The 25,046-nt window shown below is 41.8% G+C and carries 28 protein-coding genes and 1 pseudogene; 12 read left to right on the top strand and 17 right to left on the bottom strand.

The features are described 5' to 3' along the window. Positions 1-6: 6 nt before the first annotated feature. The 3 genes from AF333_RS11005 to AF333_RS10995 all read right to left on the bottom strand — a co-directional run bounded on the left by AF333_RS11005 (position 7) and on the right by AF333_RS10995 (position 1,542). Positions 7-444: a hypothetical protein gene (locus AF333_RS11005; protein WP_043064527.1), complete on the bottom strand. Its 438-nt coding sequence runs from the start codon at positions 442-444 to the stop codon at positions 7-9. 78 nt (positions 445-522) lie between these two features. Beyond that, positions 523-735 carry a hypothetical protein gene (locus AF333_RS11000; protein WP_043064528.1) on the bottom strand — a complete coding sequence of 71 codons (213 nt, stop codon included), beginning with the start codon at positions 733-735 and terminating at the stop codon, positions 523-525. Positions 736-906: 171 nt separating this feature from the next. Then, positions 907-1,542 (bottom strand): O-methyltransferase, encoded by a 636-nt coding sequence (locus AF333_RS10995; RefSeq protein ID WP_043064529.1) that lies wholly within the window; start codon positions 1,540-1,542, stop codon positions 907-909. A 300-nt stretch (positions 1,543-1,842) separates the two neighbouring features. Between AF333_RS10995 and AF333_RS31710 the strand changes: the two genes are divergently transcribed. Beyond that, entirely contained in the window at positions 1,843-2,019 is a 177-nt protein-coding gene (locus AF333_RS31710; RefSeq protein ID WP_074715118.1) for a YjfB family protein, read from the top strand. A 65-nt stretch (positions 2,020-2,084) separates the two neighbouring features. Here the strand turns inward: AF333_RS31710 and AF333_RS10990 are convergent, their stop codons facing one another. Beyond that, entirely contained in the window at positions 2,085-3,149 is a 1,065-nt protein-coding gene (locus tag AF333_RS10990) for a DNA polymerase Y family protein (protein WP_043064530.1), read from the bottom strand. Between the two features lie 160 nt (positions 3,150-3,309). Here AF333_RS10990 and AF333_RS10985 point away from each other — a divergent pair, with 160 nt between their 5' ends. Then, complete coding sequence (locus tag AF333_RS10985; RefSeq protein ID WP_043064531.1) at positions 3,310-4,068, top strand: alpha/beta hydrolase; 759 nt, start codon at positions 3,310-3,312, stop codon at positions 4,066-4,068. 308 nt (positions 4,069-4,376) lie between these two features. Here AF333_RS10985 and AF333_RS36765 read toward each other — a convergent pair whose 3' ends face one another. Further along, on the bottom strand, positions 4,377-4,502 hold the full coding sequence (locus tag AF333_RS36765) for a hypothetical protein (RefSeq protein ID WP_268753613.1): 126 nt from the start codon (positions 4,500-4,502) through the stop codon (positions 4,377-4,379). A gap of 485 nt (positions 4,503-4,987) precedes the next feature. Between AF333_RS36765 and cspD the strand changes: the two genes are divergently transcribed. After that, positions 4,988-5,185, top strand: coding sequence for a cold-shock protein CspD (gene cspD / locus AF333_RS10975; RefSeq protein ID WP_043064533.1), 198 nt, complete (start codon positions 4,988-4,990; stop codon positions 5,183-5,185). A gap of 319 nt (positions 5,186-5,504) precedes the next feature. Here the strand turns inward: cspD and AF333_RS10965 are convergent, their stop codons facing one another. The 4 genes from AF333_RS10965 to AF333_RS10950 form a co-directional block, all read right to left on the bottom strand. Then, a complete protein-coding gene (locus AF333_RS10965) occupies positions 5,505-6,926 on the bottom strand; it encodes an Asp-tRNA(Asn)/Glu-tRNA(Gln) amidotransferase GatCAB subunit A (protein ID WP_043064535.1) in 1,422 nt (473 codons plus the stop codon). A gap of 58 nt (positions 6,927-6,984) precedes the next feature. Continuing rightward, complete coding sequence (locus AF333_RS10960; RefSeq protein WP_043064536.1) at positions 6,985-8,304, bottom strand: MFS transporter; 1,320 nt, start codon at positions 8,302-8,304, stop codon at positions 6,985-6,987. A gap of 265 nt (positions 8,305-8,569) precedes the next feature. Beyond that, entirely contained in the window at positions 8,570-10,273 is a 1,704-nt protein-coding gene (locus AF333_RS10955) for a sigma 54-interacting transcriptional regulator (RefSeq protein WP_043064537.1), read from the bottom strand. Between the two features lie 42 nt (positions 10,274-10,315). Continuing rightward, the gene (locus AF333_RS10950) at positions 10,316-11,242 is read right to left on the bottom strand and encodes a DMT family transporter (RefSeq protein ID WP_043064538.1); all 927 of its coding nucleotides are present in this window, start codon (positions 11,240-11,242) and stop codon (positions 10,316-10,318) included. 43 nt (positions 11,243-11,285) lie between these two features. Between AF333_RS10950 and AF333_RS34990 the strand changes: the two genes are divergently transcribed. After that, positions 11,286-11,522, top strand: a complete 237-nt coding sequence (locus tag AF333_RS34990) for a hypothetical protein (protein ID WP_235496360.1) — start codon at positions 11,286-11,288, stop codon at positions 11,520-11,522. 545 nt (positions 11,523-12,067) lie between these two features. On the opposite strand, the gene AF333_RS10935 is transcribed toward AF333_RS34990, so the two are convergent. The 6 genes and pseudogenes from AF333_RS10935 to AF333_RS10920 form a co-directional block, all read right to left on the bottom strand. Further along, positions 12,068-13,210 carry an NADH-dependent flavin oxidoreductase gene (locus AF333_RS10935; RefSeq protein ID WP_043064541.1) on the bottom strand — a complete coding sequence of 381 codons (1,143 nt, stop codon included), beginning with the start codon at positions 13,208-13,210 and terminating at the stop codon, positions 12,068-12,070. A 278-nt stretch (positions 13,211-13,488) separates the two neighbouring features. Continuing rightward, positions 13,489-13,932, bottom strand: a complete 444-nt coding sequence (locus AF333_RS34985) for an APC family permease (protein WP_074715115.1) — start codon at positions 13,930-13,932, stop codon at positions 13,489-13,491. Between the two features lie 34 nt (positions 13,933-13,966). After that, positions 13,967-14,221: a hypothetical protein gene (locus AF333_RS34980; RefSeq protein WP_235356591.1), complete on the bottom strand. Its 255-nt coding sequence runs from the start codon at positions 14,219-14,221 to the stop codon at positions 13,967-13,969. Further along, on the bottom strand, positions 14,200-14,622 hold the full coding sequence (locus tag AF333_RS34975) for an APC family permease (RefSeq protein WP_074715112.1): 423 nt from the start codon (positions 14,620-14,622) through the stop codon (positions 14,200-14,202). Before AF333_RS34975 ends, AF333_RS34980 begins: the two co-directional genes overlap by 22 nt. Before the next feature lie 9 nt (positions 14,623-14,631). Continuing rightward, positions 14,632-15,546, bottom strand: a complete 915-nt coding sequence (locus tag AF333_RS10925) for an acetamidase/formamidase family protein (RefSeq protein WP_043064542.1) — start codon at positions 15,544-15,546, stop codon at positions 14,632-14,634. A 21-nt stretch (positions 15,547-15,567) separates the two neighbouring features. Beyond that, positions 15,568-16,239, bottom strand: a pseudogene (locus AF333_RS10920) (glutamine synthetase family protein). A 246-nt stretch (positions 16,240-16,485) separates the two neighbouring features. Here AF333_RS10920 and AF333_RS10915 point away from each other — a divergent pair. Continuing rightward, entirely contained in the window at positions 16,486-16,854 is a 369-nt protein-coding gene (locus AF333_RS10915) for a hypothetical protein (RefSeq protein WP_043064543.1), read from the top strand. A gap of 210 nt (positions 16,855-17,064) precedes the next feature. On the opposite strand, the gene AF333_RS10910 is transcribed toward AF333_RS10915, so the two are convergent. After that, complete coding sequence (locus AF333_RS10910; protein ID WP_043064544.1) at positions 17,065-17,514, bottom strand: DinB family protein; 450 nt, start codon at positions 17,512-17,514, stop codon at positions 17,065-17,067. A 207-nt stretch (positions 17,515-17,721) separates the two neighbouring features. On the opposite strand from AF333_RS10910, the gene AF333_RS10905 reads away from it, so the two are divergent. The 4 genes from AF333_RS10905 to AF333_RS10895 all read left to right on the top strand — a co-directional run bounded on the left by AF333_RS10905 (position 17,722) and on the right by AF333_RS10895 (position 20,544). Then, positions 17,722-18,000 carry a glycine zipper domain-containing protein gene (locus AF333_RS10905; RefSeq protein ID WP_043064545.1) on the top strand — a complete coding sequence of 93 codons (279 nt, stop codon included), beginning with the start codon at positions 17,722-17,724 and terminating at the stop codon, positions 17,998-18,000. 340 nt (positions 18,001-18,340) lie between these two features. Next, a complete protein-coding gene (locus AF333_RS34970) occupies positions 18,341-18,514 on the top strand; it encodes a hypothetical protein (RefSeq protein ID WP_235496358.1) in 174 nt (57 codons plus the stop codon). 440 nt (positions 18,515-18,954) lie between these two features. Then, the gene (locus AF333_RS10900; protein WP_043064546.1) at positions 18,955-19,650 is read left to right on the top strand and encodes a L,D-transpeptidase family protein; all 696 of its coding nucleotides are present in this window, start codon (positions 18,955-18,957) and stop codon (positions 19,648-19,650) included. 459 nt (positions 19,651-20,109) lie between these two features. Beyond that, on the top strand, positions 20,110-20,544 hold the full coding sequence (locus tag AF333_RS10895) for a hypothetical protein (RefSeq protein WP_235496343.1): 435 nt from the start codon (positions 20,110-20,112) through the stop codon (positions 20,542-20,544). A gap of 310 nt (positions 20,545-20,854) precedes the next feature. On the opposite strand, the gene AF333_RS10890 is transcribed toward AF333_RS10895, so the two are convergent. After that, complete coding sequence (locus tag AF333_RS10890; protein ID WP_043064548.1) at positions 20,855-21,628, bottom strand: ANT(4')-I family aminoglycoside nucleotidyltransferase; 774 nt, start codon at positions 21,626-21,628, stop codon at positions 20,855-20,857. A 481-nt stretch (positions 21,629-22,109) separates the two neighbouring features. On the opposite strand from AF333_RS10890, the gene AF333_RS10885 reads away from it, so the two are divergent. The 3 genes from AF333_RS10885 to AF333_RS32710 form a co-directional block, all read left to right on the top strand. Next, complete coding sequence (locus AF333_RS10885; RefSeq protein ID WP_235356594.1) at positions 22,110-22,526, top strand: DUF1259 domain-containing protein; 417 nt, start codon at positions 22,110-22,112, stop codon at positions 22,524-22,526. 383 nt (positions 22,527-22,909) lie between these two features. Further along, positions 22,910-23,224, top strand: a complete 315-nt coding sequence (locus tag AF333_RS34965; RefSeq protein ID WP_139188960.1) for a hypothetical protein — start codon at positions 22,910-22,912, stop codon at positions 23,222-23,224. 1,261 nt (positions 23,225-24,485) lie between these two features. Further along, on the top strand, positions 24,486-25,046 hold a 561-nt coding region (locus tag AF333_RS32710; protein WP_321167163.1), incomplete at its 3' end, for a 7TM diverse intracellular signaling domain-containing protein.

Here is a 25,046-nt window from a genome sequence, read left to right as displayed (position 1 = left end):
TTCTGATTATACTGCGCTCTTATGTTTGCGGGCCAGAAACCGGCGTGCGTATTTCAGTGCTAGGTACCGGCTCGTGCATTCAACTACTTGAACAGGATATTCATCATGATGGATAAAGACGAATACACCATTAATTTCTACTTGCGGAAACCATGCCTGTTGCTCCTGTCCTTTGTAGAAGAATACCAGTTTCTTCGCTCGGGTTCGATGCCCAAACCTAATGCTCCTGATTTTTTTTGTCTCTCGATTGGAGATAAGCTCCAATACCGGTTGGCCTGATTCGTAGTTCAGCCACTTAATGAGCGGATATTTCTCATACAACAGACGGGAAAGTAATTCCGAGCGCTCCGCTGTATTATCCAACATCGCCGGGTATTCTTCAAAATCCTCCATCCAAGCGAATGGAAATGTCTGTTCATTCGTTGATATCGTTTGAGTATTCACGTCCAACCATCCTCTTTTATGTATTTTCGTTAGTTTATGCTACATCATTACCACCATAAAAAGAGGATGAAACATTTTTTAATAAAATCTTATCTGCATATCATGTTCAATTTCATCATCCATTTCATATTCATTAACCGTTAAGTATTTATGGAGAAAATCAGGCAATTGATGCTCAATACGACAGTTATTTTTTATAATGATATCCTGCACTGCCTCTTTCATCTCTTCAATAGTAAAAGCGGAAGCAAGGCGTTCTTTGATTTCTTCTGCTGTCAATCCAATTGTCATCATCTCACCTCCCATCTTTACTATATGTTGAAGCGTACGTTCTCATCCATTTATAAGGTAGTTTGGGTAGAAGAGAAGAGAGATTTTTTCATTTTATTTTAATACGTAGTATTTTCATACTGTAAAAAGATAAAATAAGACTGCCGAAGTTTTTCGACAGTCCGGAATTTCTTATTTTTCTTTCACCCTTGCCGTAGCCATGCCGTCTCCAATCGGGATGAGCAGCGATTCCAGGCGGCTATCCTCCGCTATTTTTTCATTAAAAGCACGAAGCGCTCTTGTAGAGTCTTCTTGATCCGTTTCATCGTAGACGCGGCCATGCCATAGTACATTGTCTGCGACAATAATAGCTCCAGGATTAGCAAGGCGGATGCAGTACTCCAGATAATTCGAATAGTTTGGTTTGTCGGCATCAATAAAGAAGAAATCGAATGTTTTCCCTTCCTTCTCCAACTGCTCTAAACTATCCAACGCCTCACCGATGCGATATGTTACCTGCTCGCCCACCCCGGCTTTTTTCAAGTTTTCATGGGCAAGATCGGCATATTCCTGCTTCAATTCGAGCGAGGTTAGGTGGCCTTCCTTTCTAAGTCCCCTCAACAGGCAAATGCCACTATACCCGCCAAGTGCGCCGATTTCGAGGATTTGTTTCGCACCTGCAATACGTACAAGCATCGTCAGAAATGTACCACCCTCTGGCGAGACAGAGATGGAGGGCATCCCTTGTTGCTTAATACTCTTGGTGACGTGGTCAAGTACTTCGTCTGGTTGAACGAATAACGAGCGGATATATTCTTCTTGGTTCATCTTACTGTATCGACTCCTTTTCCAATTCCTATGTTTTATGAAGAAAGTGATAACATTATGATAATCTGATTCGCCTCCGTCCGTTCATTCCCTGCCATACACCTAAAATTTATTACAAGGAGAAAATACGCCGATATATAAAGTGAAGCTTCCATGAGTGAAGATTTTCTTCTTTTCTCACTGATGGTTAGTTGCACATATCGTGGTCTTGTTGTCCATTGGAACGCGATAAATAGGTTCCCCCCAACACCACATATCTGGATTAAACAAAAACTGCGAATAAGAAGGAGGGAGACACGAATGGATATCGCCGCTATGGCCACATCATTAAAAGCCGCTTCACTTGGTACTGCCGTTAGCCTGGCCGTTACTAAAAAAGCCATGGATACGCAAAAGGAAGCTGGCGCACAAATGATGGAACTATTAGAAAAAAGCGTGCAGCCGCATCTAGGTAACCGTATTGACATACGGGCATAGTTTGCTTGCACACAAAAAGCCGTCCTCATCGGGCGGCTTTCCTGCTTATGAGACAGTATATCCCTTCAAAATGAAAAACGAAGCTGTTCATATTCTTCGTCTGTTAGATGATGAAGCCGAATACCAAACAGACGAAGTGGCTGTGTCGAAAAATATATCTCGTATAGTTGCATGGCCGCCCGATAAATTTCATCCGCTTCATCCGTTGCACCTGCCAATGCCAAGCTGCGTGACACGGCTTGACGGTAATCGAACTTCACTTCTACAACAATCGTTTTTGTCTTCTTCTGTTTCCGCTTCAGCTTGTCTGCCAGTTTCTCACTAAATTCACGCGCTGTTTTAGCAATGAGCGCCTGATCCATCGTATCGAAGGCGAAGGTGCGCGATGAGCCGATGCTTTTCTCTCCTTTTTGCCGTTCTGGATTCACCGGTGATTCATACGTTCCATTTGCTGCTAGATGAAGATACTCCCCTTTCTTTCCGAACCAGGAGCGCAGATGCTCTGCAGGCTGTATCGCCAATTCACCAATCGTATAAATACCTTTGCGCTGCAGACGCTCAACGGTACTCTTCCCGCACCCGTGCAGACTTCCGACCACCTGCGGCCAAAAAAATGTTTTGTATTGCCGGACACCCATCTCGACAAAGCCACCTGGCTTTTTCACGTCCGCACACATCTTGGCAATCAATTTCGTCGGCCCTGCTCCGATGCTGCTTGGTATGAGTAACTCTTGATACAGCTTGCTTTGAATGTACTCTGCTACTATACGCGCCGTATGTCCTTTTGCCACAAGCTCACTAATATCAAGATAGGCTTCATCTACAGAAGCGACCTCACAGGGAGCGATCCGGCGTAAAAAACGCATAATTGCTTCGGAATAACGCCGGTACAGGGCATGGTTCGGCTGTACAAACACAGCCTCCGGGCATAGCTTCCGAGCTTCATAAAAGCGCATGGTCGTATAAACACCTTTTGCCTTTGCATCATAGCTCGCAGCAACAACAATGCCCTTGCGCTTCTCAGGGTTTCCAGCCACAATTACAGGTTTATTGCGAAGCTGTGGATTATAGCTTTGATGAACGGATGCGAAGAATGAGTTCATGTCGCACAGCAAAATCTTTTTCTTCACTCTACCCGCTCCTTTTCCCGTTTTTTCTTCCATTATAAAACAAGAATATACGTTCGTTAATATGTATAGAGAAAATATCTGCTGCTTGCCTGTAAAATATTTGATAAAATAAGAGTGGAGAATGCAGTATGATATTCTTATGATTCGGGAGGGATGGAACATGGCAGAGAAATACCCTGTACTTCAAAATGCAGAGTCTTTTTTCATGGAAGGCGGCGACATTGGCGTGCTTGTACAGCATGGTTTTACCGGCACAACGCAAAGCATGCGCTTCCTCGGGGAATTCCTGGCACAGGTCGGCTTTACCGTATACGCTCCTCGGCTGAAAGGACACGGTACGCATTACGAAGATATGGAAGCGACTTCATATGAAGATTGGATCGCTTCAGCGGAAGAAGGGTACCAAAAGCTGAAGGCGGCCTGCCGTGAGGTTTTTGTGGTCGGATTATCCATGGGAGGCACAATTGCTCTGCACCTTGCTGAAGAATACCCGGATATTGCAGGCATCATGCTGATTAATGCGGCTGTCCGTGTCAAGAATTTCGAACCACTAGCCAAAGAGACAACCCGTTACCTCGATGCCATCGGCTCGGATATCAAGGCTCCTGACGTAGCTGAACTGGCATATTCCAAGACACCAGTCGCTTCCGTTAAACAATTTCTTACATTCAAAGATATTGTAGCATCCCGCCTCTCTGCCGTTACATGCCCTACTCTCGTGCTTGTATCCCGTGAGGACCATGTTGTGCCGCCTGAGGACTCTGACTATATCCTTGCCCATATTACCTCTGAGCTCAAAGAAAAAGTCGTTCTAGAAAATTCGTACCATGTCGCAACACTTGATAATGATAAAGAGCTGATCGCTCGACAGTGTGCGGCTTTTATTAGTGAGATAAATCAAATGAAAACAAAATCGTAAGCGATTTCAATTTATAATAAATCTAATGAAACGGCGAGAGCAAACCAGTTGCTCTCGCCGTTTCTCTTTCTTAGGTACTATACATGCACTTGATTCTTATGTTGTCAACCATTCTCAATATAAACGAATAGCATTTCACGTTTTGGGGATGACTATAGCGATTGAAATTCTAAAAACAGGAGATGTATCATGAAAAGGCTGATATTTTCACTTCTTGCAACATACACCATAACCATACCGCTTCTAACTTCATGCTCGACGTCTGCCATGCCTAATCAAACTGAACAGCATAACAGCAACGTACAGTCTCAGCCCCCCATTGAATCAAAAACCGAAATAACCAGAGGCGGCAGAGGAGGTCGCGGTGGGGTCGGCATCACTCCACGAAGGCCAGCGGATGGAGGATACCGTTCTAGATACGAAGCTCCTGCCACAAGGCCGACTCCCTCTCCTGGTATAGGACGCGGACTGTGGGCATTTGGTCTAGGGGCACTTTTCGGGAGCATCCTACACCCTTTTAGCGGAGTGTATGGGTTCGGTTTTTCCTTTATTGGCTTATTATTTTGGGCTCTTATATTATTTGTGATATACAAATACTTTCGCCGTTTCTTCTCCAGAACGAAAACATAGACGGCGTTCCTCCAGCTTGGGCGCCGTCATTACCAAAAATACATGCACCTTTCACTTCTGCAATACTCTATATGGAATGATATGTCAAGCTTTTTATTTTCTTTAAAATGGTATGATTTTTTTAAAACGATGGTATACTAATACTATAAATAGGTTACAGATATTGAAATGTATAATTCACATGTTATTAGGGATTGTATTTTCAATATATTGTCCGTAATAATATGTGAATTTTATTTTTATGGCAAATAGAAGTTGCATATTGATTAAATTATTTGGAGGTTCTTACATGAACGGTACAGTAAAATGGTTTAACGCAGAAAAAGGTTTTGGATTTATCGAAAGAGAAGGCGGCGACGATGTATTCGTACATTTCTCTGCTATCACTGGCGATGGATTTAAATCTTTAGAAGAGGGACAACGCGTAGAATTCGACATCGTTGAAGGAAACCGCGGACCTCAAGCTGCAAACGTTGTAAAGCTGTAAGATAACTACTAACTTACAAGCTCAAGATGCCGACATCTATATGTCGGCATTTTTTTTAATGAATAAAAAAGCGGTATATGCTTTCTTCCTATAGTAGTACATTCTTACTTATTATTATATAACGTACCACACCCCTTCGGTAAAATATAGGAAAAACAAACAGTCGTAAACGAAAGCAAAGCCCGCTTCGGAGTCACCATCCATCCGTCCGCGGGCTTTTATTACAGATACAATCGTTTTCATCCATGATGACTCTGTAAGTATCGCGATAAGTACGTTAACATTTTGTTCTAAGGCAGGAGCGCTTTCTCCTATCTTTCTATACCTCTTCAATCTCCCATTTTAAAGAAGAAATCCCCGCCGCATTCTCAAAGGCAGCACCGAATTGATATAAAATCGCTTCATTCAAGGGCCGGCTGATTAACTGCATCCCAATCGGCAGACCCGTAGCCGAAAAGCCGCACGGCATAGACAGACTTGGAAGCCCTGTCAGGTTAGTTGGCCCAGTCAAGCGAAGCAAAGCAGCACGAACCTGTTCTATCTGTCCTTTCACCTGAATTTCCCTCTGTCCAATTTCTGGAGGTAGAATAGGAAGTGTCGGGGTTACTAGCACGTCTACATGTTCAAAAACTTTCTCAAACGATTCCAAAGCTTGCCTGCGAATCATTTGTGCCTGCACATATTCATAGCCCTTCGCCTCTGCACTCAGCATCAGGCGCTCAAGTACTTCGGGATGAAAGCTCTCACTCTCCTGTTTAAGATGCTCTTCGTGTACGGTGTAGGCTTCGCTCTGCAATGTCTTCAGCTGTGCCCATGAAGTGTGGGAAAGAACGGGAATATCAACCGACCTACACTGCGCCCCCATTTCTTGAAACATAGTCACCGCTGCCTCCAGACGGTCCCTCACTTCATCTTCGAGACAATCAAAATAAAAGGCGGAAGGTACTCCGATAACCATTCCTTTCACGCTGTCTCCGATATAGCGGGAAAAATCTTCTTCCTCCTCTTTACGCGAGTACGGATCTCGCGGGTCGTACCCTGCTAAAACATTTAATAAAAGAGCGTTATCTTTTATCGTTCTCGTCATTGGTCCAACATGATCCAAAGTGTAACCTAACGGATATACACCATGCTTGCTGACCCTCCCAAATGTCGGCTTCATTCCTACAATCCCACAGGCCGAGGAGGGAATTCGAATAGAACCACCGGTATCTGTTCCCAGCGCGCCGAAACAAAGCGCGGAAGCAACCGCCGCTCCCGATCCGCTGCTCGATCCACCAGACATATGATTGGTATTATACGGATTTCGGACCGGCCCGAAAAAAGAAACATCTCCGGTAGGTCCATAAGCGAACTCGTGCGTATTTAGCTTTCCAATAAGAATGGCTCCCGCATTTTTTAGTTTCTGAACAACCGTTGCATCAAAATCAGGAACAAAATGGCGATATATTTTCGAGCCCATCGTTGTTCTTATGTCTTTCGTATAAATTAAATCCTTTAATCCGATTGGAACACCATGGAGGTGGCCCTTCCATTCTCCTCTTACTATTTCCGCCTCCGCCTTTTTGGCAGAAGTAATCGCTTCTTCGGAAGCAACCGTTATAAACGCTTGAATAGAAGGGTTTATTTGTTCAATTCGTTTCAAAAGCTGCTGAGTAATTTCAACAGGCGAGATTTCCTTATTGCGAATTTTGCATGATAGACCAAAAATATCTAAATGCAAAATATCCAAATTTACCACATATATTCTCCTCTCACTCTTCTATATAGTAACTCCTAGTCACAAGAGTAGTGTATGACTACGAGGTTATCGACTTTCCTGAAATTGTGTTGCTTCTTCCCGGTTTGACAAATGCCATGGCAACCATTCCGATTGCAGCGGCGACAGCAGCAGCGACAAACATCGCTTTATATCCACTACTTGCTACGAGTGCTCCTGTTAATGTAGGTGCAACAATCGTAGCAATATTTGTAAAGAAGTGCGTTACTCCGCCGAATGTTCCTGCTTTCGCCGGTTCTGTATCAATAATGACGGTCCAATATACAGAGTTGGGCAGAAAATTAAAGGCATTACCGATAGCCATAAGCGCGAGAACCGCTCCAACACTTTCTACAGCAGGAATGAACATAAAACAAACAGCAGTAAGAAATAGGGATACTACAGCCAAACCCGATCGCGCAATGCGAAGGTTCCCTGTCCTGCGACGCAACGCATCTGAAATCTTGCCGCCAATTAATACTGTAAAACAGGCGCCGATCCAAGGAATCATTCCTAAATACCATAAAGAGGACAGTTTAAAATCAAACGTATCTTGCAAATATTTTGGTGTCCACGTTAAAATCAAAAAATTCACATATTGAAAAGCAAAATAACCTATCGCATTCATTACTAACGTCGGGTTTTTGAAGAAAGCGTACCACGGCACATGAATTTGCTTGGCTTCAGCTAAGCTCGTCTCTGATTTTAACAAGTCTTCTTTTGAACGAATTTCGGCTAATTCCGCTTTCGATACTTTAGGGTGATCTTCTGGAAGATCTGTAAACATCTTCGCCCAGACAATGACCCATACTAAACCGATAATACCGAGAATTAAAAACATGTTCTTCCAATTCGTTACCGACAATATGGCTACTGCAATAGGGGCGGTCAATAAAGCTCCTAGCGGAGTACCTAATAGACCAAGCGCAGTTGCGAATCCTTTTTCTTTAGGGGCTGCCCAATTCGCCATCGTACGATTAATCGTTGAGAAGGTCGGCCCTTCAGCCAATCCGAATAGCACACGGAATACAGCAAAGCCTGCCAGGGCAGACCCACCAAATAAAGCCATTCCAATATCACCTGCATAGGCGGTGCCGATTTCAAAAATAGACCAGGCTGTACCCGCCAGCAGCCAAACATATTTCGGTCCTCTTCTATCGGCAAGCATACCTCCGAATAGCGCCCCAAACATATAGCCATATCCAAAGTAACCTAGAATTTCTCCCCATGATTTAGGATCCAATCCGAATTCCTCAATAATTGCTTGCTGTGCATAAGAAATTGCTCCTCTGTCAACATAATTTACGACCGTCATAAATACAATCATTGCCATAATCAAATAACGATATTTCCCATTCATCCTTTACTTCACCCTCCCTTATTCTTTAGCTGTATTGGTAGCGGTTTCACATATTGCTGTTTTTTTTAAAAACCGCCCCCTGTACGTCTTATTTCTTTATAGCATGACGGTTTAAAGCATAACAATATTATCAAACATAAAAAACCATGCATTTAAGCATAGTTTTTCAAAAGAATCATTTTATTTTGTTTACAAATTGCAAAAAATTCTCTCTCCAAAACCTATGCGTTTAAGCATAGATAAATATGCTTAAACGCATAAACACTTACTTCTCTTTCAATTTGTTTAATTTCCTGCTTATCGTAGACTGATTTACACCTAAAGCTACAGCAATTCGTGTTGTGGAACCATACTGTTTCTGAGCTAATTCTAATAATTCCTTCTCCAGAAGCTCTATAGCGTCTTTTAAAGGGATAATGTTGTGAATCTGAACAACCTTTTTGTTGTTACTATTCTTATATATATAATTTGGAACATACTCTGCATCAATCCAATCACCCTCTGCTGTGACGAGTAATCGCTCCGTTAAATTTTGAAGTTCGCGAACATTACCAGGCCATTCATATTCCTGTAACGCTTTCAAAAGCTCAGGTTTGAACCTTTTCCTCATTTCATATTTTTGATTTAATTTCTGCACGAAATGAAGAATCAAAGGGATAATATCCTCTTTTCGCTCACGAAGCGGTGGAATACATATTGGTATCACATTAAGCTGATAATAGAGCTCTTTTCTAAACGTACCTGATTGGACTCTCTCTTCTAAATCATGCATTGTGGCTGCAATAATTCTTGGGCTCACTTCAATCAACTTTTTGCTGCCAACCCGCGTCATCCTTCTTTCCTGTATGGCACGGAGCAACTTTACTTGCAGAGCTAAAGGAATCTCCTCAATCTCCTCTAGAAGCAAAGTACCTTCATTAGCCATTTCGATCGCTCCTACCTTCACTTCTGCTCCATCGTCATAACCGAATAACTCGGCTTCCAGCAGTGTTTGTGGAATCGCCCCGCAATGTACAGCAATAAATGGCCCTTTGCTCCGTCGGCTCCACTTATGAATGTAAGAGGCTATTACCTCCTTTCCGGTCCCCGATTCTCCCTGCAGGAGAACGGTAGAATCTACCTTTGCCACCTTTTGCGAAAATGAAACTACTTTCTCCATTTTCTCGCTTCGATAAATCATTTCTTTCTCAAATTCCTTCTGTGCACGAAGGTCCATTATTTCCTTACGGTATCCCTCTGTCAACTGCTTTAACATCTGAATTTCGGATTGGAGCTGGCTTATCTCTGTAATATCGCGTGAAGCATTAACCACACGGATAATATGGCCATCCTTATCCTTTATGGGTGTACCTACCACTTTTAGCCGGCGACCTGTCTTTGTTGTCTGTATCATGGAAACCTGCTCTTGCTTCTCCAGTACAAGACGAGTAATCGATGGACAAAAAACCCCCTCTTTCTCTAATTCATATGTACTCTTCCCTATCAAATCTTCTTCCCTATACCCCCATAAGGTTTCACATGCTGAGCTTACACGCAACGTAATCCCATCCCCGTCTGAAACATAAATCACATCATACGAAATATCAAAAATAGCCTTTAAATCCAGGCTTAAATTTTTATATAAATCAAGTTCCTTTACTGTTTTCTCTAGCGTAGATGTATGCTGAAAAATAAGAATGTTTCCTTCAATATCTTCGTTATCATAAAGCGGTAATCTCTGTGCTAAAAAGGTCTCTTCTCCGATAACGAAATGAAAATTATCTTGTATCCCTCCCGATTGATCTATAGATAGAAAAGAAAAAGCATCAGCCAAAAAAAGCGGTGTTCTCTCTTCTGATGTAACACATAAGTGTTCGGTCGCAAATCGATTTATATGAAGAATTCGGTCATTATGATCTACTAAAATAATGCCTAGTGGAATCGAATCAAACAGAGGAAGGTAAGAGGACTCCTGAATAGTATTACCCATATTATCTCTCCTTCATCATTAGTAATCATTGTATTCGTATTATTATTCACCGGTAAGGTTACACAAAGCTTCCTTCTGCTGACTGCGTGATGCTTTTTCCGCTATTCCCACCCCCAACAGTACGAACGCTCCGCCTATTAGGATTCTTACGGTCATTTGCTCTTGCAGAAGAACAATAGAAGCCAAAATGCTTATTAGAGGAAGCATATTCATATAAAAACCGCTCGTAGCGCCTGAAACCTTTTCTAATGCTTTATTCCAGCACCTATAAGCCATAATAGAAGGGCCTATTACTAGAAAGCAAAGACTCCACCAGCTTTTTGCGGTAATATGCTCCGGCCATCCATATACAAACACTTCAACAAGCGCAAAAGGAAAGACAATAATCGCTCCTAGGGATAATGTCAACGCCGTAAATGCCTCACTAGGCAGCTTCGCTTCCGCCTGCGGTCGTTTCATCTGTATTGTATAAAAGGCAAACAGCCATGTACTTGCAAGAATCAACATATCACCAATAAAAGAAGAACCGTTCATTTCCAATGTCCCTGCGTTTTGCATCGGCAATGAAATAAGAAGCACCCCGAATATTCCTATAGCGAGCCCGATCCATTGCATATAGGTTACTTTCTCCTTTAAATAAAGAGCTGCAAACAAGATAATAAATAAGGGCAGGCTCGCATCAATGATGCTTGCATGTGTACCACTTGTAAGAGAAATCCCGGAAGAGGTTAGCATAAAATATCCCGCCACCCCTGTAAAAGAAAGAATGAACAATCGTAACCATGGAATAGACATACCTTTGAGCTTTCTCTTTCGTAAAACATAAGGCGCAAAAAGTATCCCAGAAAACAGTAAACGAAAAAACATAAGAAGCAAGGGAGAAAAAGACTCTAATGCCCACTTGGTAGGCGCAATAGCAACTCCCCACAAAATAACGGCGACCCAGAGCAAAGCTGTAGCTTTATTCATATAACTCCTCTTTTCCCTTCCATTAAAGCTATATACATCTGACTTGATACATCGACAAATTCTTGTGGTGAGAGGTAAAAAAGAAGGAAGGGCGGTGGGCGAGAGCGGTCGGAAAAAGACACACTGGCCTTTCTTCTGCTGGAGCGCAGGGCGCATCCAACCTCTTCTTTTTCTGAATCGCCTACTTCCAACCACATTCCCCTGTCAAAATATCAAGTGTAATTTATATAGTATCTATATAATGAATAATAATAGCAATATTTTTGAAAGTTCTCACTAAATTATGCTGCTCTAAAGCATGCAAAAAAGCCGTTCTTTTCTAAGAGACGGCTTCTGTTAACAATCCCCCTTTACTTCTACTCATTGTACTAATGGCGCAACCGCTTTCAATAAATAATCACTTATACGGTTGCACCCTGCTTAATTTCCAAACTCTCTATGTAATCAACCCCTGCCTGAAGCAGGCTTACACTAAATCGCAATGAAGCAGCATCTTCCTGTTCCAAGCTTATAAATCCGCGTTTAGCTAAATATGTATACGCCAATAGCTCTGTCCTGGTTTTTATATATATACTTATTGTATTACCACGACTTCGTAGATGTCTTACATAAATACCTCTCAATACGCCTAATCTATACTCCCTAGACGTAACCACCTCATCGCCTCCATCCATATTTTACCTATATACATCGATATTATATTGTAAATATTATAAATAATAAATAGCTAACCGTTCGACAATTTTCGTATTTGAATTTTTTTGCTTATTTAATAAAAAAATCCAATCTTGAATGCATTCAAGATTGGATTTTTGAGTTCTGTCTTTACTCGGATGTTCTAACCTTCTCAACGACAGGGAACCAACCCGGTGTATTTATAATCGCCTGCCAAAGCGGATTCGGAATTTCTAAACGAGCCTGATCATCCTTTGACACAGTTGTTCGGATTTCTGCTTCACGACCTTGCTTAACCTTTTCTACCCACTCCGGCTCAATAATGATTTCACGGCCGAGTGCAAGTAATGGAACACCAGTCTGTGCAGCTTTGAGCGCATCATCCGGCGTATGAATGGAGCCGACGCCGATGATCGGTACGAGATGACCGACGCGTTCCTGAATTATTTCTATGCGTGACCGTGTGCTTTCAACGCCGCGTCTCGGTTTAGACCAAAAATCCATAAGCGAAATATGCATATAATCGAGTTGCTTCTCTGCAAGTGCATCAATAAATACAAGCGTATCAGCCATAGTGATTCCGGGAGTTTCCGCCTCTTCCGGTGACAAGCGGTAACCGACAAGGAAAGGTTGTTTTGCATGCTTATTTACAATCTGTTTTACCTCATCTACAATTCTTAAGGGAAATGCCATCCGTTTTTCCAAGCTTCCGCCCCACCGATCGTTACGGCGATTTGAATGAGGAGAAAAGAACTGTTGGACCAGATACCCGTTAGCTCCATGTATTTCTACTCCATCAAAACCGGCTTCAATCGCCCGGCGTGTAGTCTCACCAAAAGCATGTATCAATGCTTCGATTTCTTTATCTGTTAGCGCACGAGGCACAACAGCTCCTGCTTGTTCAGGCGCAATATCGCTCGCACTTACTATTTCTCCATACGGTACAAGCTCAGGCGGGCACATTCTTCCCCCATGGAAGATTTGCAACACAGCTTTCGTGCCCTGTTCTTTCAGTGCGGTGGCTAACCGGCGTAAACTAGGGATCATCTCGTCACTGTCAGCAGCAAATTCACCGGCAAACCCTTTCCCGTTCGGAGTCACATATGTACAGGCGGTAATGACCATGCCAACACCTTTTGCCCGACGAATATAATAATCGACTTCAGCATCTGAAACGGTTCCGTCCGCGTTCGAGGAAAAGTTCGTTAACGGTGCCATAACAATACGGTTTTTTAATTGAATGCCACTGCGTAACGTCAATGACTCAAACAATGGTTCATATTTTGAATTCATGGGTTCTCACTCCTGTTTTTTTATGGTACAGCTTGTAAGAATACTATTTAGTATCTCTTGGTTGCTATTGATTTAAGCAAAGCTCATCTTGTTGAAGTGACCAAAAAATCCATCGCTTTCTAACTTCTTATTTTATAGCATATATCATAAATTTAGTTAGAAACAAGTAGGTACTATTTTGTAACTAGGTTACAAAATAGTACCCGTGGTTATTTCCAAAGCAGGGCTTCCACAAAGAAAAAGAACCTGAAACTGTTAATATAGCAAAAGTTTCAGGCTCATACATTTCTATTTATATTTTTTTCTGTACGTAGTTCGCATTTATGAGCGAATCGACAAAAAAGTTCTATTCTTTTATAATCAGTGATTTTTTTACTTAATTTTAAAAAAATAAAGTAAATAACACCGACACCTAACCATATAAAACCTAACTCTTTGGATAAAGCATCAAGACTGTACCATACGTATCCGATAATAATGAACCCTATTAGCGGAAGAGTCAAATGTTGAACATAGCGGGTAGATTTCTGCTTAATTATAAAATAATTGATGACTGATACATGAAGAAGCAAAAAGGCTGTTAGAGCTCCAAAGTTAACCAGTGAAGCAAGTGCAGCTAGCTGATCCATAAAAAACAGACCTACTGCCAATGCATTCGCTAATCCCCAAGAGATAGCCGTAGCAATAATACATAGATTTTTCAGCCATGGCCCACCAGCCAATTCAGCTACTTGATAAAAAGCTACATCTGCATTTTTAAATGTAGTGAAATCCGGCCATATCCAGGCGGCTATACATGTCTGGATGATAAATAAGAAACCTTACTCCCAGTAAAGCAAAAATGGCAGCTCTGTCTACGGTTTTTGTTCCGCCTTTTGTCTCTTCTGCAAGCGTGCTGATTCCATCAAAACCAAGAAAGCTTAACACCGCAATGGATACAGCCCCCATAACGAGCGGCAAGCTAAAATGATTAGAATCATATACGGGCTTTATCGTAAAACCGTTCCCCACTCCTTTCGCAATCGCAATAAGGCCGATGCCGACAAATAGCAACGATACAACAAAGAAGGTGTAAGAATATAATCTAATAGAATGACCCATCCTGCAAAAAAACCGATGGATGGGTTCATCGCTCTTTGTGCATACGAGTACACGGAGCCTGCAATAGGAAAAGCTTCTGACATTCTCGCATAGCTTAACGCTGTAAAAATCATGCCTACCATGCCAATAAGGTAGGTTAGTGCTACCATGCCGCCTGAACCTTGCGCAACCTGTCCATAAATACCAAACGGAGCGATCGGCACCATAAAAATCAGACCATAAACCAATAAATCACGAAAGGTGAGCGCACGTTTCAGTTCTTGTTTGTAACCGAACGTTGCTTCGGACTTTTGTTCCATTTGTATATCCACTGTGTCCACCTACTTCACCAAATATTGGTTTAAATTTAACCCTAGCGCTTTCACATATTGCATAGGCAATTCCATGCGTGCTGTTTTTAACGGGTCGACCACCTGACATATGCGCAAATCTCCGGCAATCGAAAGCAAAAATGTTGCTGTTTCTTTTGACACTTCTACTTGTTCATACAAAAAATTCACCATATTAATAACGGCTTGATCAGCTGCTTTATCTAATTCTTTCTCAGAAGAGATGGTAATAAGATGCTCATTATTAATAATCATTGGCAAAGGCCATGATTTTCCTTTGAGTACCTCCAATGTAACCGTGACTTCTCCGGCAATTTCCACACCGCATACAGCGATTTCGCCGTCCGCCATGGCCGCATGCAAATCTCCAAGACTAAAAAGTGCGCCGGGAACATTTATAGGCAAAAACAAAGTGGAACCCTCACGTATTTGCTTGCAATCCATATTCCCACCATGTCCACCAGGTGTACCACATGAAATACTCTCCTGAGTAGGAGATGTTCCGATTACACCGATCATAGGATTCACAGGGATTTCCAGCTTATCAGACAATATCACTTTGTGATCCCGTACCGGTATCATTTGAATATGATTGTTTGTGAAATCAAAACCCATCACTCCAAGGTTTGGACCCGTAACCATCACACCTTGTTCGGCTATACGTATCTTTTCAATCCGCACCACCAGAATATCTCCGGGTTCAGCTTCCTCGACATACACAGGACCTGTAGCCGGATTAATTCGATTCCAGTCAAGCGCTTCAAACGGAGTATCTGCTGACTGAATTTGATCTTCAAAACAATCACACGTTTCAAAAATAACAGTACTGCCTGACGGTACCCGCAACACAGGTTCATTTTCCGGTGACATTGCATAAATAAGATTTTCTTTGCTTACTCGATACATCAAATGACCTCCCCTTGAAGACTAAAATAAATGAAAATACTCTTTTCGTTCCCAGTCGCTTATCGTACGTTCATAACGTTCAAATTCATGCAGACGTAGCGCTACATAGCGATCAATAAAACAAGAGCCAAAAAAATTGGTGAACATCTTATTGGATAAGAGAGCATCAATCGCTACATCAAGGCGCTTCGGCAATCGGGAATGTTAACCCGGATTTCGATAAATATCAATGCCTGCAACAGGAACAGGTGGTTCAATTTTGTTACGAATTCCATCCAGGCCAGCTAATAAGGTTCCTGCCATAGCCAAATACGGATTGGTGTCCGCTCCTGGCAATCGGCTTTCGATGTGTGTTTTCTTATCTCTACCGTGCGGGATACGAATCATCGTACTGCGATGTTCATAGCCCCATGATGCATAAACAGGAGCAAATGAATTGGGCACCAATCGCTTATAACTATTTACCGTGCCATTAGCCAATGCACAAATGGCATCCGCATGTCGAATTTGTCCGCCGATGAACCAGCGTGCAATATCCGAAAGACCATCCGAAGCTTTCTCATCACTGAATATATTTTTATTTTCTTTATCAAGAAGCGAGAGGTGAAAATGCCCACCGCTACCGCTCAACTGCTCATCGGTTTTGCTCATGAACGTAGCGTGCCAGCCCTTTTGGCTCAAAATCTCCTTAATGCTTGTTCGATAAAAATTACGTGACCTATTTATACTTCAGAACATATTGTAATGGTAAAAAAACTGCCTGCAATACGATATAAATAATCCCCAATCCTTCAAAATGAACATATTTCCTTCTGTATAGAACGGGTATTTTTCTTTAAAATTAAATGATTTGTAGTTTAAGTTACAGTTTTATCTACCTCTCATTATTATACTGAACGTGTAAGTTCAAACGATAAGAGGAGGAATATAGATATAGATATGGATTGGAATATCGAAAAATTAAATCAGGCAGTAAAGCAATTTCAAGAAAAATCATCTGTTGATTCAGAATTTCGTAAGCTAGCGTTGGAGAATCCATCAAGTGCCGTTAAGCAATTAACAGGCCTAGAAATACCAGAAGGCTTCAAGCTACAGGTCGTTGACAATGCCGGGGCACATTTAACAGTTGTTCTTCCAGACTTAAAAGCTGATGAATATGAATCAACCATGAAATATCCGTATCGCTTTGCTGTTACTAAACCACTGGCATGTTTTCACAATGACAAGCTTCCAGCCAACTGTATCATCTTCAAACAAAAAAGCCGCCTATTGGCGACATATCTATATACATCTAATTTGATAAATTGACAAATTCTTGTGATGAGAGATAAGAAGGAAGGGCGGTGGGCGGGAACGGTCGAAAAAAGACACGCTTGCCTTTCTTCTGCCGGAGCGCAGGGCGCATCCACCCTCTTCTTTTTCTGAATCGTCTCCTTCCAACCACGCTACCGTGTCAAAATATCAAGTGTAATTTATATAACGACTAACCTAATATACTGCCAGCTTTTATCCGGTTACTTATCTCACAAATGTAATATAGTCAGTATTAACTGGTTCAACCCTATTTGCTCGAAGCCGCGAGTTAATTTGTCCTCTATGATACTGACCATGAAGTGCCACATGAGTGAGAATATCTTCTATAGAAGTCTTAAACTCTTTACCTTTGCTATTTCTATAGGATATTAAATTATCTAAATCAGCGCTGGTTAAATTAGCGAAAAGTGCTGTGAAATCATCTTGATTTTTTCTCACCAGCTCTGCACAGACCGATAAATTAGCCTCTGACCAGATGGGCAGTTGCGAACTGTCCATTCCACGTAATCTAGTTATCCACACTTGTTCTGTATAAAGTATATGGGAAAATAAATCGATTATCTGTTGGTTTCCGTTTTTATTATTATGTAATTTTTCAAGAATACGATGATTAGCCCAATTTAAATGTTCATACATCTTTTGGATCGTTCTCAATGGATACCGCCCCCCTATATAAATAAATTTACTTAGCTTATTTCTATAAAAAAGAGTCGTACCCTTCTTTTCGTTTTATTAAAGTAATTCGCCTCGATCTACCCGGAACCATAAGTGCGTAAATTTGTTCTTAGTTGGGCAAAATATGTTCTGGGACTGCGCTAGTCAAGCAGCGCTTCCCTATCACAAAACGAGGGAGTGAGCTGGATGGCTGAAAACAACGATCGTAATCGGAACGATGCTGATGGCCGTAACGTGACCAACGCGGCTGACGGTGACATTGGTGAAGCTGTAGGAACCGCGGGCGGTGGTGTTGCGGGTGCTGCTGTAGGCTCCATTTTTGGGCCGCTTGGCACCGTTGCAGGTGCCGTCGTTGGCGGTGCATTGGGCAACCAGGTAGGTGAGGGTGCCGAGGCTGCCAACAACGACGCAGAAAACGCGCGTGGTGCTGGTGGTAATGGCGACGCCACAAACCGGAACGAATAGAATAAACAGCGCTAGTACCATTTACTGGTGAGGGAAAGCAGGGGCAACCCTGCACCCTCGCTTACTTGTTAGGTCAGAAACTTCACCAACAACAGTTGTATCTTCCCCTGGCTCAGCTTGCCTTTTCTTAGACATAAAAAAAGGAGTTGTTCGTTTGCAAATAAAGGAATGAAGTTTATTTAACTTCTTTATTTATTTTGGATTTTAACGTCATCTTTGTTTGCTACCGTAATAGTTACTCTCTTGTAAGATTATACATAAAAAAGTCTCACTCTGACATTAGTCCTTCTTTGAACAATAAGATAATATGTTCGGTTTTTATTCCGTTCTAACAACCTAAATGCCGGCTGTGGCGAAGCTCCTGCCCAAAAAGGCACGGGGCAAGAACAGCAACCAGCAGCAGCTCAACCTGCTGAACAATCAGCACCCGCATCAACACCAACACAAGCGCCAACTTCTGAACCAGCTCCTTATTAAAGTTCAATACCTGGCACATCCGCCGGGTATTTTTTAACTCACTCTCTTTTTATTTACCGGCCGCATTGCCAGCACATTCTCAACAGAAAAATATCGCGTTGCTCTCCGTTTAAAGCTTTATGCTCAAATCCTTCTGTCCTTCATCGACACCAAACGTATCTTTTTCTGGTTTAGCTCTCTGTTTCGATTCGAATAAATACCTCCAACCATTCGTCCTGAGATTCTCCAGTCACAGATGAAAGTGTTTTTTTATTTTGTTAACAAGCCTTTCTTTAAAGTACCAACATTAAAGCTGGCGCATTTGTACAAACTGAACATGGAGGTTCCATTACATTTTCTTTTTGCTAAGAAATATATTTTGGTAAATCTCCATTTTTTTAATACACCTATCCCTTACATAATTTATGGAAATCGCCTTAGGTTAAACATAACAAGACGTTAAGAGAAATTCACTTTTATGTAGAGAGGTTATCCTTTATGTTTTCATTGTTTCGTCTTTTTCCAAAAACACTTGGAGCACTGATGATTTTCATCTTAATCTGTATATCTGTAGCTTCAATGCCTGTTTTAGCGACCACAAAAGTAAACCAATCAAATACTACCGTTCAACTTCGTATCAATATATGGCACAAAAAAATTGAACTAATAAAAGAAGGGCACGTTTTGAAAACCTTCAAAGTTGCCCCCGGTGCTATTGACACACCATCTCCTGTAGGCATCTATCGCATTGTCTCTAAGGAACAGGGCTGGGGGAAAGGTTTCGGCAGTTGTTGGCTAGGATTAAATGTTCCATGGGGCCAATACGGTATCCATGGAACAAATAAACCTGAACTCATCGGTAAATACGTTAGTCATGGCTGTTTTCGTATGAGAAACAGGGACATCGAAGAGCTTTATGAATTAGTCCCTGTAGGAACAGAGGTCATTATTGAAGGACCGATTACTGGACATAAAGATGTAACTTATAGGGTGTTGGTACGCGGATCACGGGGAACACTTGTGCAATTGGTACAAAATCGGCTACAAGCGGCCGGGTTATATAATGGCACTTGTAACGGAGTATTTAATCGAAATACCGAGTTGGCTGTTATAAAGTATCAAAAACAAAATCAACTCCCTGTTACAAAGCAAATTCATTATAAGGATTTGCTGCATATGGGAATCATCGAATGAGAAGCCTATAAAAGAACCTCAGACTTCAAGATTTTCCTGAGTCACAATACTCTTTTGGCAAATTTCTTCCGCTGCAAAAAGGGACTGCCCCTTTTGCAGCCCCTAAATTACCTTTACATCAAATTATTAAGTAAAGAATTTTTTTCTTAATGACATACTGTTGCCTACTACTCCAATATTGGTACAAAAAGCTGTATTCGGAAGGCTTTAACCCGCTTGCTCGTTGCCCACATTGCTACATAGAAACAGAAAGCAGCTTGTCCCATGTAGCGCCAAGCAAACAAACGTCATAGTATGTTAGTAGGGGAAAGAAAATTCCCCTTGTACTCGACTTTTTCTATAATTACAGCGGGCTAATGCCTGCTGTTTTTTATATCTATATGCACTACTGTGCAATGCCGTTCAATATATTTAAAAATTTTGAGTCGCTACATAGTAAAGGCTCCTTTATACCAGGTGATGATACATTTGTACTTGTTCATTATCAAGGGTGTTGATTATCCAGTACGATCCAGAGTGGATAGCCACCACACCGTGCCCAAAACGGGCGTCGGTTCGTCTCCCGCACGGGCCACGTATTTAGTGAATTATTCACTTGAAGGAGATCCACTAGCATTTGGTGGTGCACCAGAAGTTATAGCTGCGGAATTGCAGTTAAATGGCTCCAATGTTCTTGAAAGTTATATATTCGCAGCAACTCAACCTGCTCCGTCGTTAATCGAACCAAGAATAATAGGGACGATTCCTGTCACTGTTCCTGGCATATCTGCAACACTACGCTTAATTAACAGGACCCCGGGAGGAGGTCTCGGACATCTCGCTGCTACAACTGCTTTTACTACAGGTAAAAATGCCATTACTGCCAGTATAACAGTTGTGAGATTGACACCATAGAAGTGACATTGAACAAATTATTGTACTTAAAAAAGGCATTCTCACAAAGAGAATGCCTTTTTTAAGTAGAGAAACCCCATTTTTGAAAATGGGGTTTCTCTACACTCTGAACACCACGATAGGTGCTTGGTTTTAAAGGAAAATCAAGTAAGCTTTAAGCATTTAAAATACTTTTTATTCCTTCAATGGTTAATTTGTTGTTCTTGCTATTTTCAAACCTCTCACCACAAGAATTGGTCGATGTATCAAATCAGATGTATATAAATCATCATATATTATTGTAAGTGTCGCTAAAAGATTTCGCCATTTATCAAAAAGGGATTCGTTTTGAATTCATTACGTAATCATGTTTGGCTGCCCAATCTACGAGGCCATTCCAGAAATCTTCACATGCTGAAACTATTTTCGACGGTTCTACTAAGTCTCCAGACATAACAAGCTTAACTACATTGTCAAATCCTACTGGACGATTCGGCAGTTCCAATGACTCGGGTAGAACCATTGAGCCCGTCGAAAAAAGTTTTTGATTATGCAACCCGATTAACATGGCACCGTATTCGGCAAACTGCATAGCCAAGTAGGGCAAGTAGGTGTGAGGGCCGTTTAGATTTACATTTCTAAGCTTTCCAATAAATTCGTACATTTCACCTACAAGAACTTCGTTGATCGCATGCCTGAAATCTTCCTTTGTTGGTGATTCAGCCGCTTTCTTTAGTGTTGAAAAAAAGCCTTTAGGATCATACAGACTAAGCTGGGAAAAGAAGGGCCCATGTGTCAACGGCCATTTTCCCTCAACAGTAGAGGCGGTTTTAAGAAGAACATCCGCGCTACAGACGTTCACTTCAGCTTTCCAGGGTCCTGCCGACCATTCATGACTAAATTCTACGGGTTCACTTGATTCACCACCTAGTACGCAAAACATCTCAATGTCTGAGAAAGGACCGTCTGTACCTCTGGAAACAGAGCCGTAGACCCCTATGGCTAGGATTTTTTCCCCGTAAACCTCATGTAACCTCGCAGCAATTTCTTGGCATGTTTGAAGTCTTTCACTTCGAGAAATTTTTACAGGTCCATTCATGTTCATTAGCGTGCATCTCCCTTGGTATTTTTTTGGGTGAGTTGACACTAACACATGGATGGAGGACCTCGGGCTTAACGGGGGATTTTTTTTCGATGCATTAGAACTCCTCCTATGAGTTTCCTTATGGAAATTGTACCCAATCATGTTTGTTTTGGCAAGAAGAGGAAGCATATCTACAAAAACTTGCCATTCCATTCGGCACGTGTTACTTTATATCCTTTTTTCATAAGGTCAACAGCTAACCCCATACCGAACTGTGCTTTCAGCCCAATCAGTTTTTCTACATTTCCTCAAGTCTTTGTTCTATTCTTTCCAGGTGCCTTAATAGAGTTCCTCATCGTTTGACCAGACGTATTCACTTTTGGATGAAAATTTGTTGTATATAACCTAAGATGTATGCCGTTTCACATGTTGTCCCCTATAAATATATTGACTATATACAAATAGAAAGGGGAAATATGAAGTGAGTATAAGTCCACTTTGTATGCGTTTTGCTCAAATCTTCGGTGGCCAAGCTCAGGTAATCAATGGGGTATGCACTGCTACAAAATCAAGGACCAACATCAATGTTAGAATATTAGGAAGGAACTCTAGGTCATTTCTGACAATTCCTGCTGCAATTTCCTTCGAAAGTGTTGGTAGAGACGGCCGAGCCTTATGCCTTGGAGAAACAGTTATCCTTACAAGAGAAATTAATCCATTTATCTCTAGACTTCGTGAGGCAGGCATTAAAGTGACCGCTCTTCATAATCACTGGTTGTTCACTAACCCAAATATCTGGTACATTCACTTTGAAGCCATTCAGCGGCCGCTTGTTTTTGCAAGAAATGTCCGGAATGCTTCTAGGGTGCTTACGAATAGGCCTGTCGGTCCGTTCACCCTCAAGAAAAAGACCAGATAAAGTAAGAAGACTAGAGAAGAAGGAAGGGCGATGGGTAGGAACGGTCGGAAAAAGACACGTTTGCCTTTCTTCTAATGGATCACAGGGCGCATCCAACCTCTTCTTTTTTCCGAATCTCCCCCTTCCAACCACGCTACCCTGTCAAACTATCAAGTGTAATTTATATAGTTACCTTACGGGCCTTGAAAAGGCTATATTTGGTGAGTTAAGTGCAGTAGAGCTTTACCGAAAAATTTACTTTACCATCCCCTATACAGTGTTTAAAAACATGGTATTTGAGATTTTGACAGACGAACTTAAGCATGCCAGTAAATATAATTTTCTATATGCTAAAAACAAATAGACTGATATCGTTCCTTTGATCCAATCAAGGGGACGTTTTTTTGTCTTACCTACCAAGTCTCCCTGGCAGGCAACTTGAAACTCTTCTTTACCGTCCACTTCGGCATGTCGCAGACCAGCGAAACCACCACCGCTATTCCAACTCCAAGAAAAGCCAGCGAGGAGCTTTCAGCCCTATGCAACCATCCTCTTCTTTATGGTTAAACAAATGGAACTACCAAGCAGAGTTAAAAAAATTGCTGAAGTGCTTGCTCAAACGTTTAGCACAACTTATCTTTTTGCGTATCGACGTTAGGAGCAAATTAAAAGGCGTATCTTTTGGGGAATATTCGATGAAAGAATCAAAGACGATTTAGAAGCAAAAGAACAAGTTTTCATAAATAATATAAGAGGAAAAAGAGATTTTTTATCGATAATATAGGATCATTTTATGCTCAGCATGGTACCCCGAAAGAGATTATCGAAAAAATATACATAAAAAAGAATTCACCATGTAGACAATATGGGGTATTTTATCTTAGCCTATGACTATTGGTACTATTTATGAAATCATTAGGTCTCTGTAGCTACAAAAAAGGGGAAACAGAACTTGTGTCGAAATTAACGTTTATGCTATGGATACGCAATCATACTATTCTAAAACAAATTGCAATCATCATGATGTTTCTCTCTATCCTCCTTGGTCTGCGATGGTTCTGGTTTACGATTCTTGCTACGCCGGAGCATCCTGGTGCGGCTCGAGGTGTACTTGACATGCGCGGCTGGAACTTCGAGAATTCCCGCTCTATTCCATTGAACGGCGAATGGGAGTTTTACCCTGAGGCATTCATCTCACATGAAAGCACAATGCGCTCAGCTATTAATCAGCCACATTATGTTCAAGTTCCAGGAGATTGGCGCAGCGCCTTACCGAAAGAATCGGATTCATCGTTTGGCTACGGAACGTATCGACTGCGCATTCTGGTCGATCAGCCACTAAACCAGCCCTATACGTTCTGGATCCAACAAATTCAAGCTTCTTCTATTGTTGAAATTAATGGTGAGACGGCAGCGGTTTTCGGATTGCCTACAAAGCAAGCCAAAACATACAGGCNGCTTCTTTTAGAAATTAATGGTGAGACGGCAGCGGTTTTCGGATTTCCTACAAAGCAAGCCAAAACATACAGGCCAAGTGCCGTCTCTTATACCGCATCCTATACGGCAGACAATGCGAAGGAAATCGAGCTGCTTGTGCGTGTAGCCAATTTCGATCAGCCGCTAAAAGGTGGTATTGTCAAGTCCATCCGCTTTGGCTCACAGGCTGCCATTGACACTGAACGCTGGTATTCCATCGGCTTTCAACTTGTGACCTTCATTATACTACTGCTGCATGGTTTATACGCTATCCTGTTGTATGTGTTCGGTCCACGGCAAAAGGCATTCCTTATGTTCTTTCTACTGCTTCTGTCTGCTGGCCTTTCTATTGTGTCTGATCACGATAACTTGCTATTACTTTGGTTGCCGTTGGATTATACCTGGGCTTTAAAAATCAAGGTACTCTCCTACATAGGGCTGTCCTTNACCCAAACGTACAGGCCAAGGGCAGTCTCTTACACCGCATCCTATACGGCGAGCAATGTGAAGGAAATCGAGCTGCTTGTGCGTGTAGCCAATTTCGATCAGCCGCTAAAAGGTGGTATTGTCAAGTCCATCTACTTTGGCTCACAGGCTGCCATTGATACTGAACGTGAATATTCCATCGGCTTTCAACTTGTGACGTTCATCATATTATTGCTGCATGGTTTATACGCTATCCTGTTGTATGTGTTCGGTCCGCGGCAAAAGACATTTCTTATGTTCTTTCTACTGCTTCTGTCTGCCGGCCTTTCTATTGTGTCTGATCATGATAGCTTGCTATTAATCTGGTTGCCACTGGATTATACTTGGAGTCTGAAAATCCGGTTACTCTCCTACATTTGGCTATCCTTTTTTAGTCTGGCACTGGCTAGGAGCTTTTCTGAATATGTAACAGGCACCCGGTTGTTTTATTTGTATGCTATTGTGTTAGGTATTTACTCGGTATTTCTATTGATTGCACCGGCACCACTTATTTATTATTCATTTGCAGCCAAAGTGTTCTCTTTTCTTTATTTGTTCCCTTTGGCCTGGTTCGTCTATCTGATCGGTAACATGTTTATT

Source organism: Aneurinibacillus migulanus (genome assembly GCF_001274715.1).
GTDB classification, from domain to species: Bacteria; Bacillota; Bacilli; order Aneurinibacillales; family Aneurinibacillaceae; genus Aneurinibacillus; species Aneurinibacillus migulanus.
This window is presented reverse-complemented; position numbering and strand designations above follow the sequence as displayed.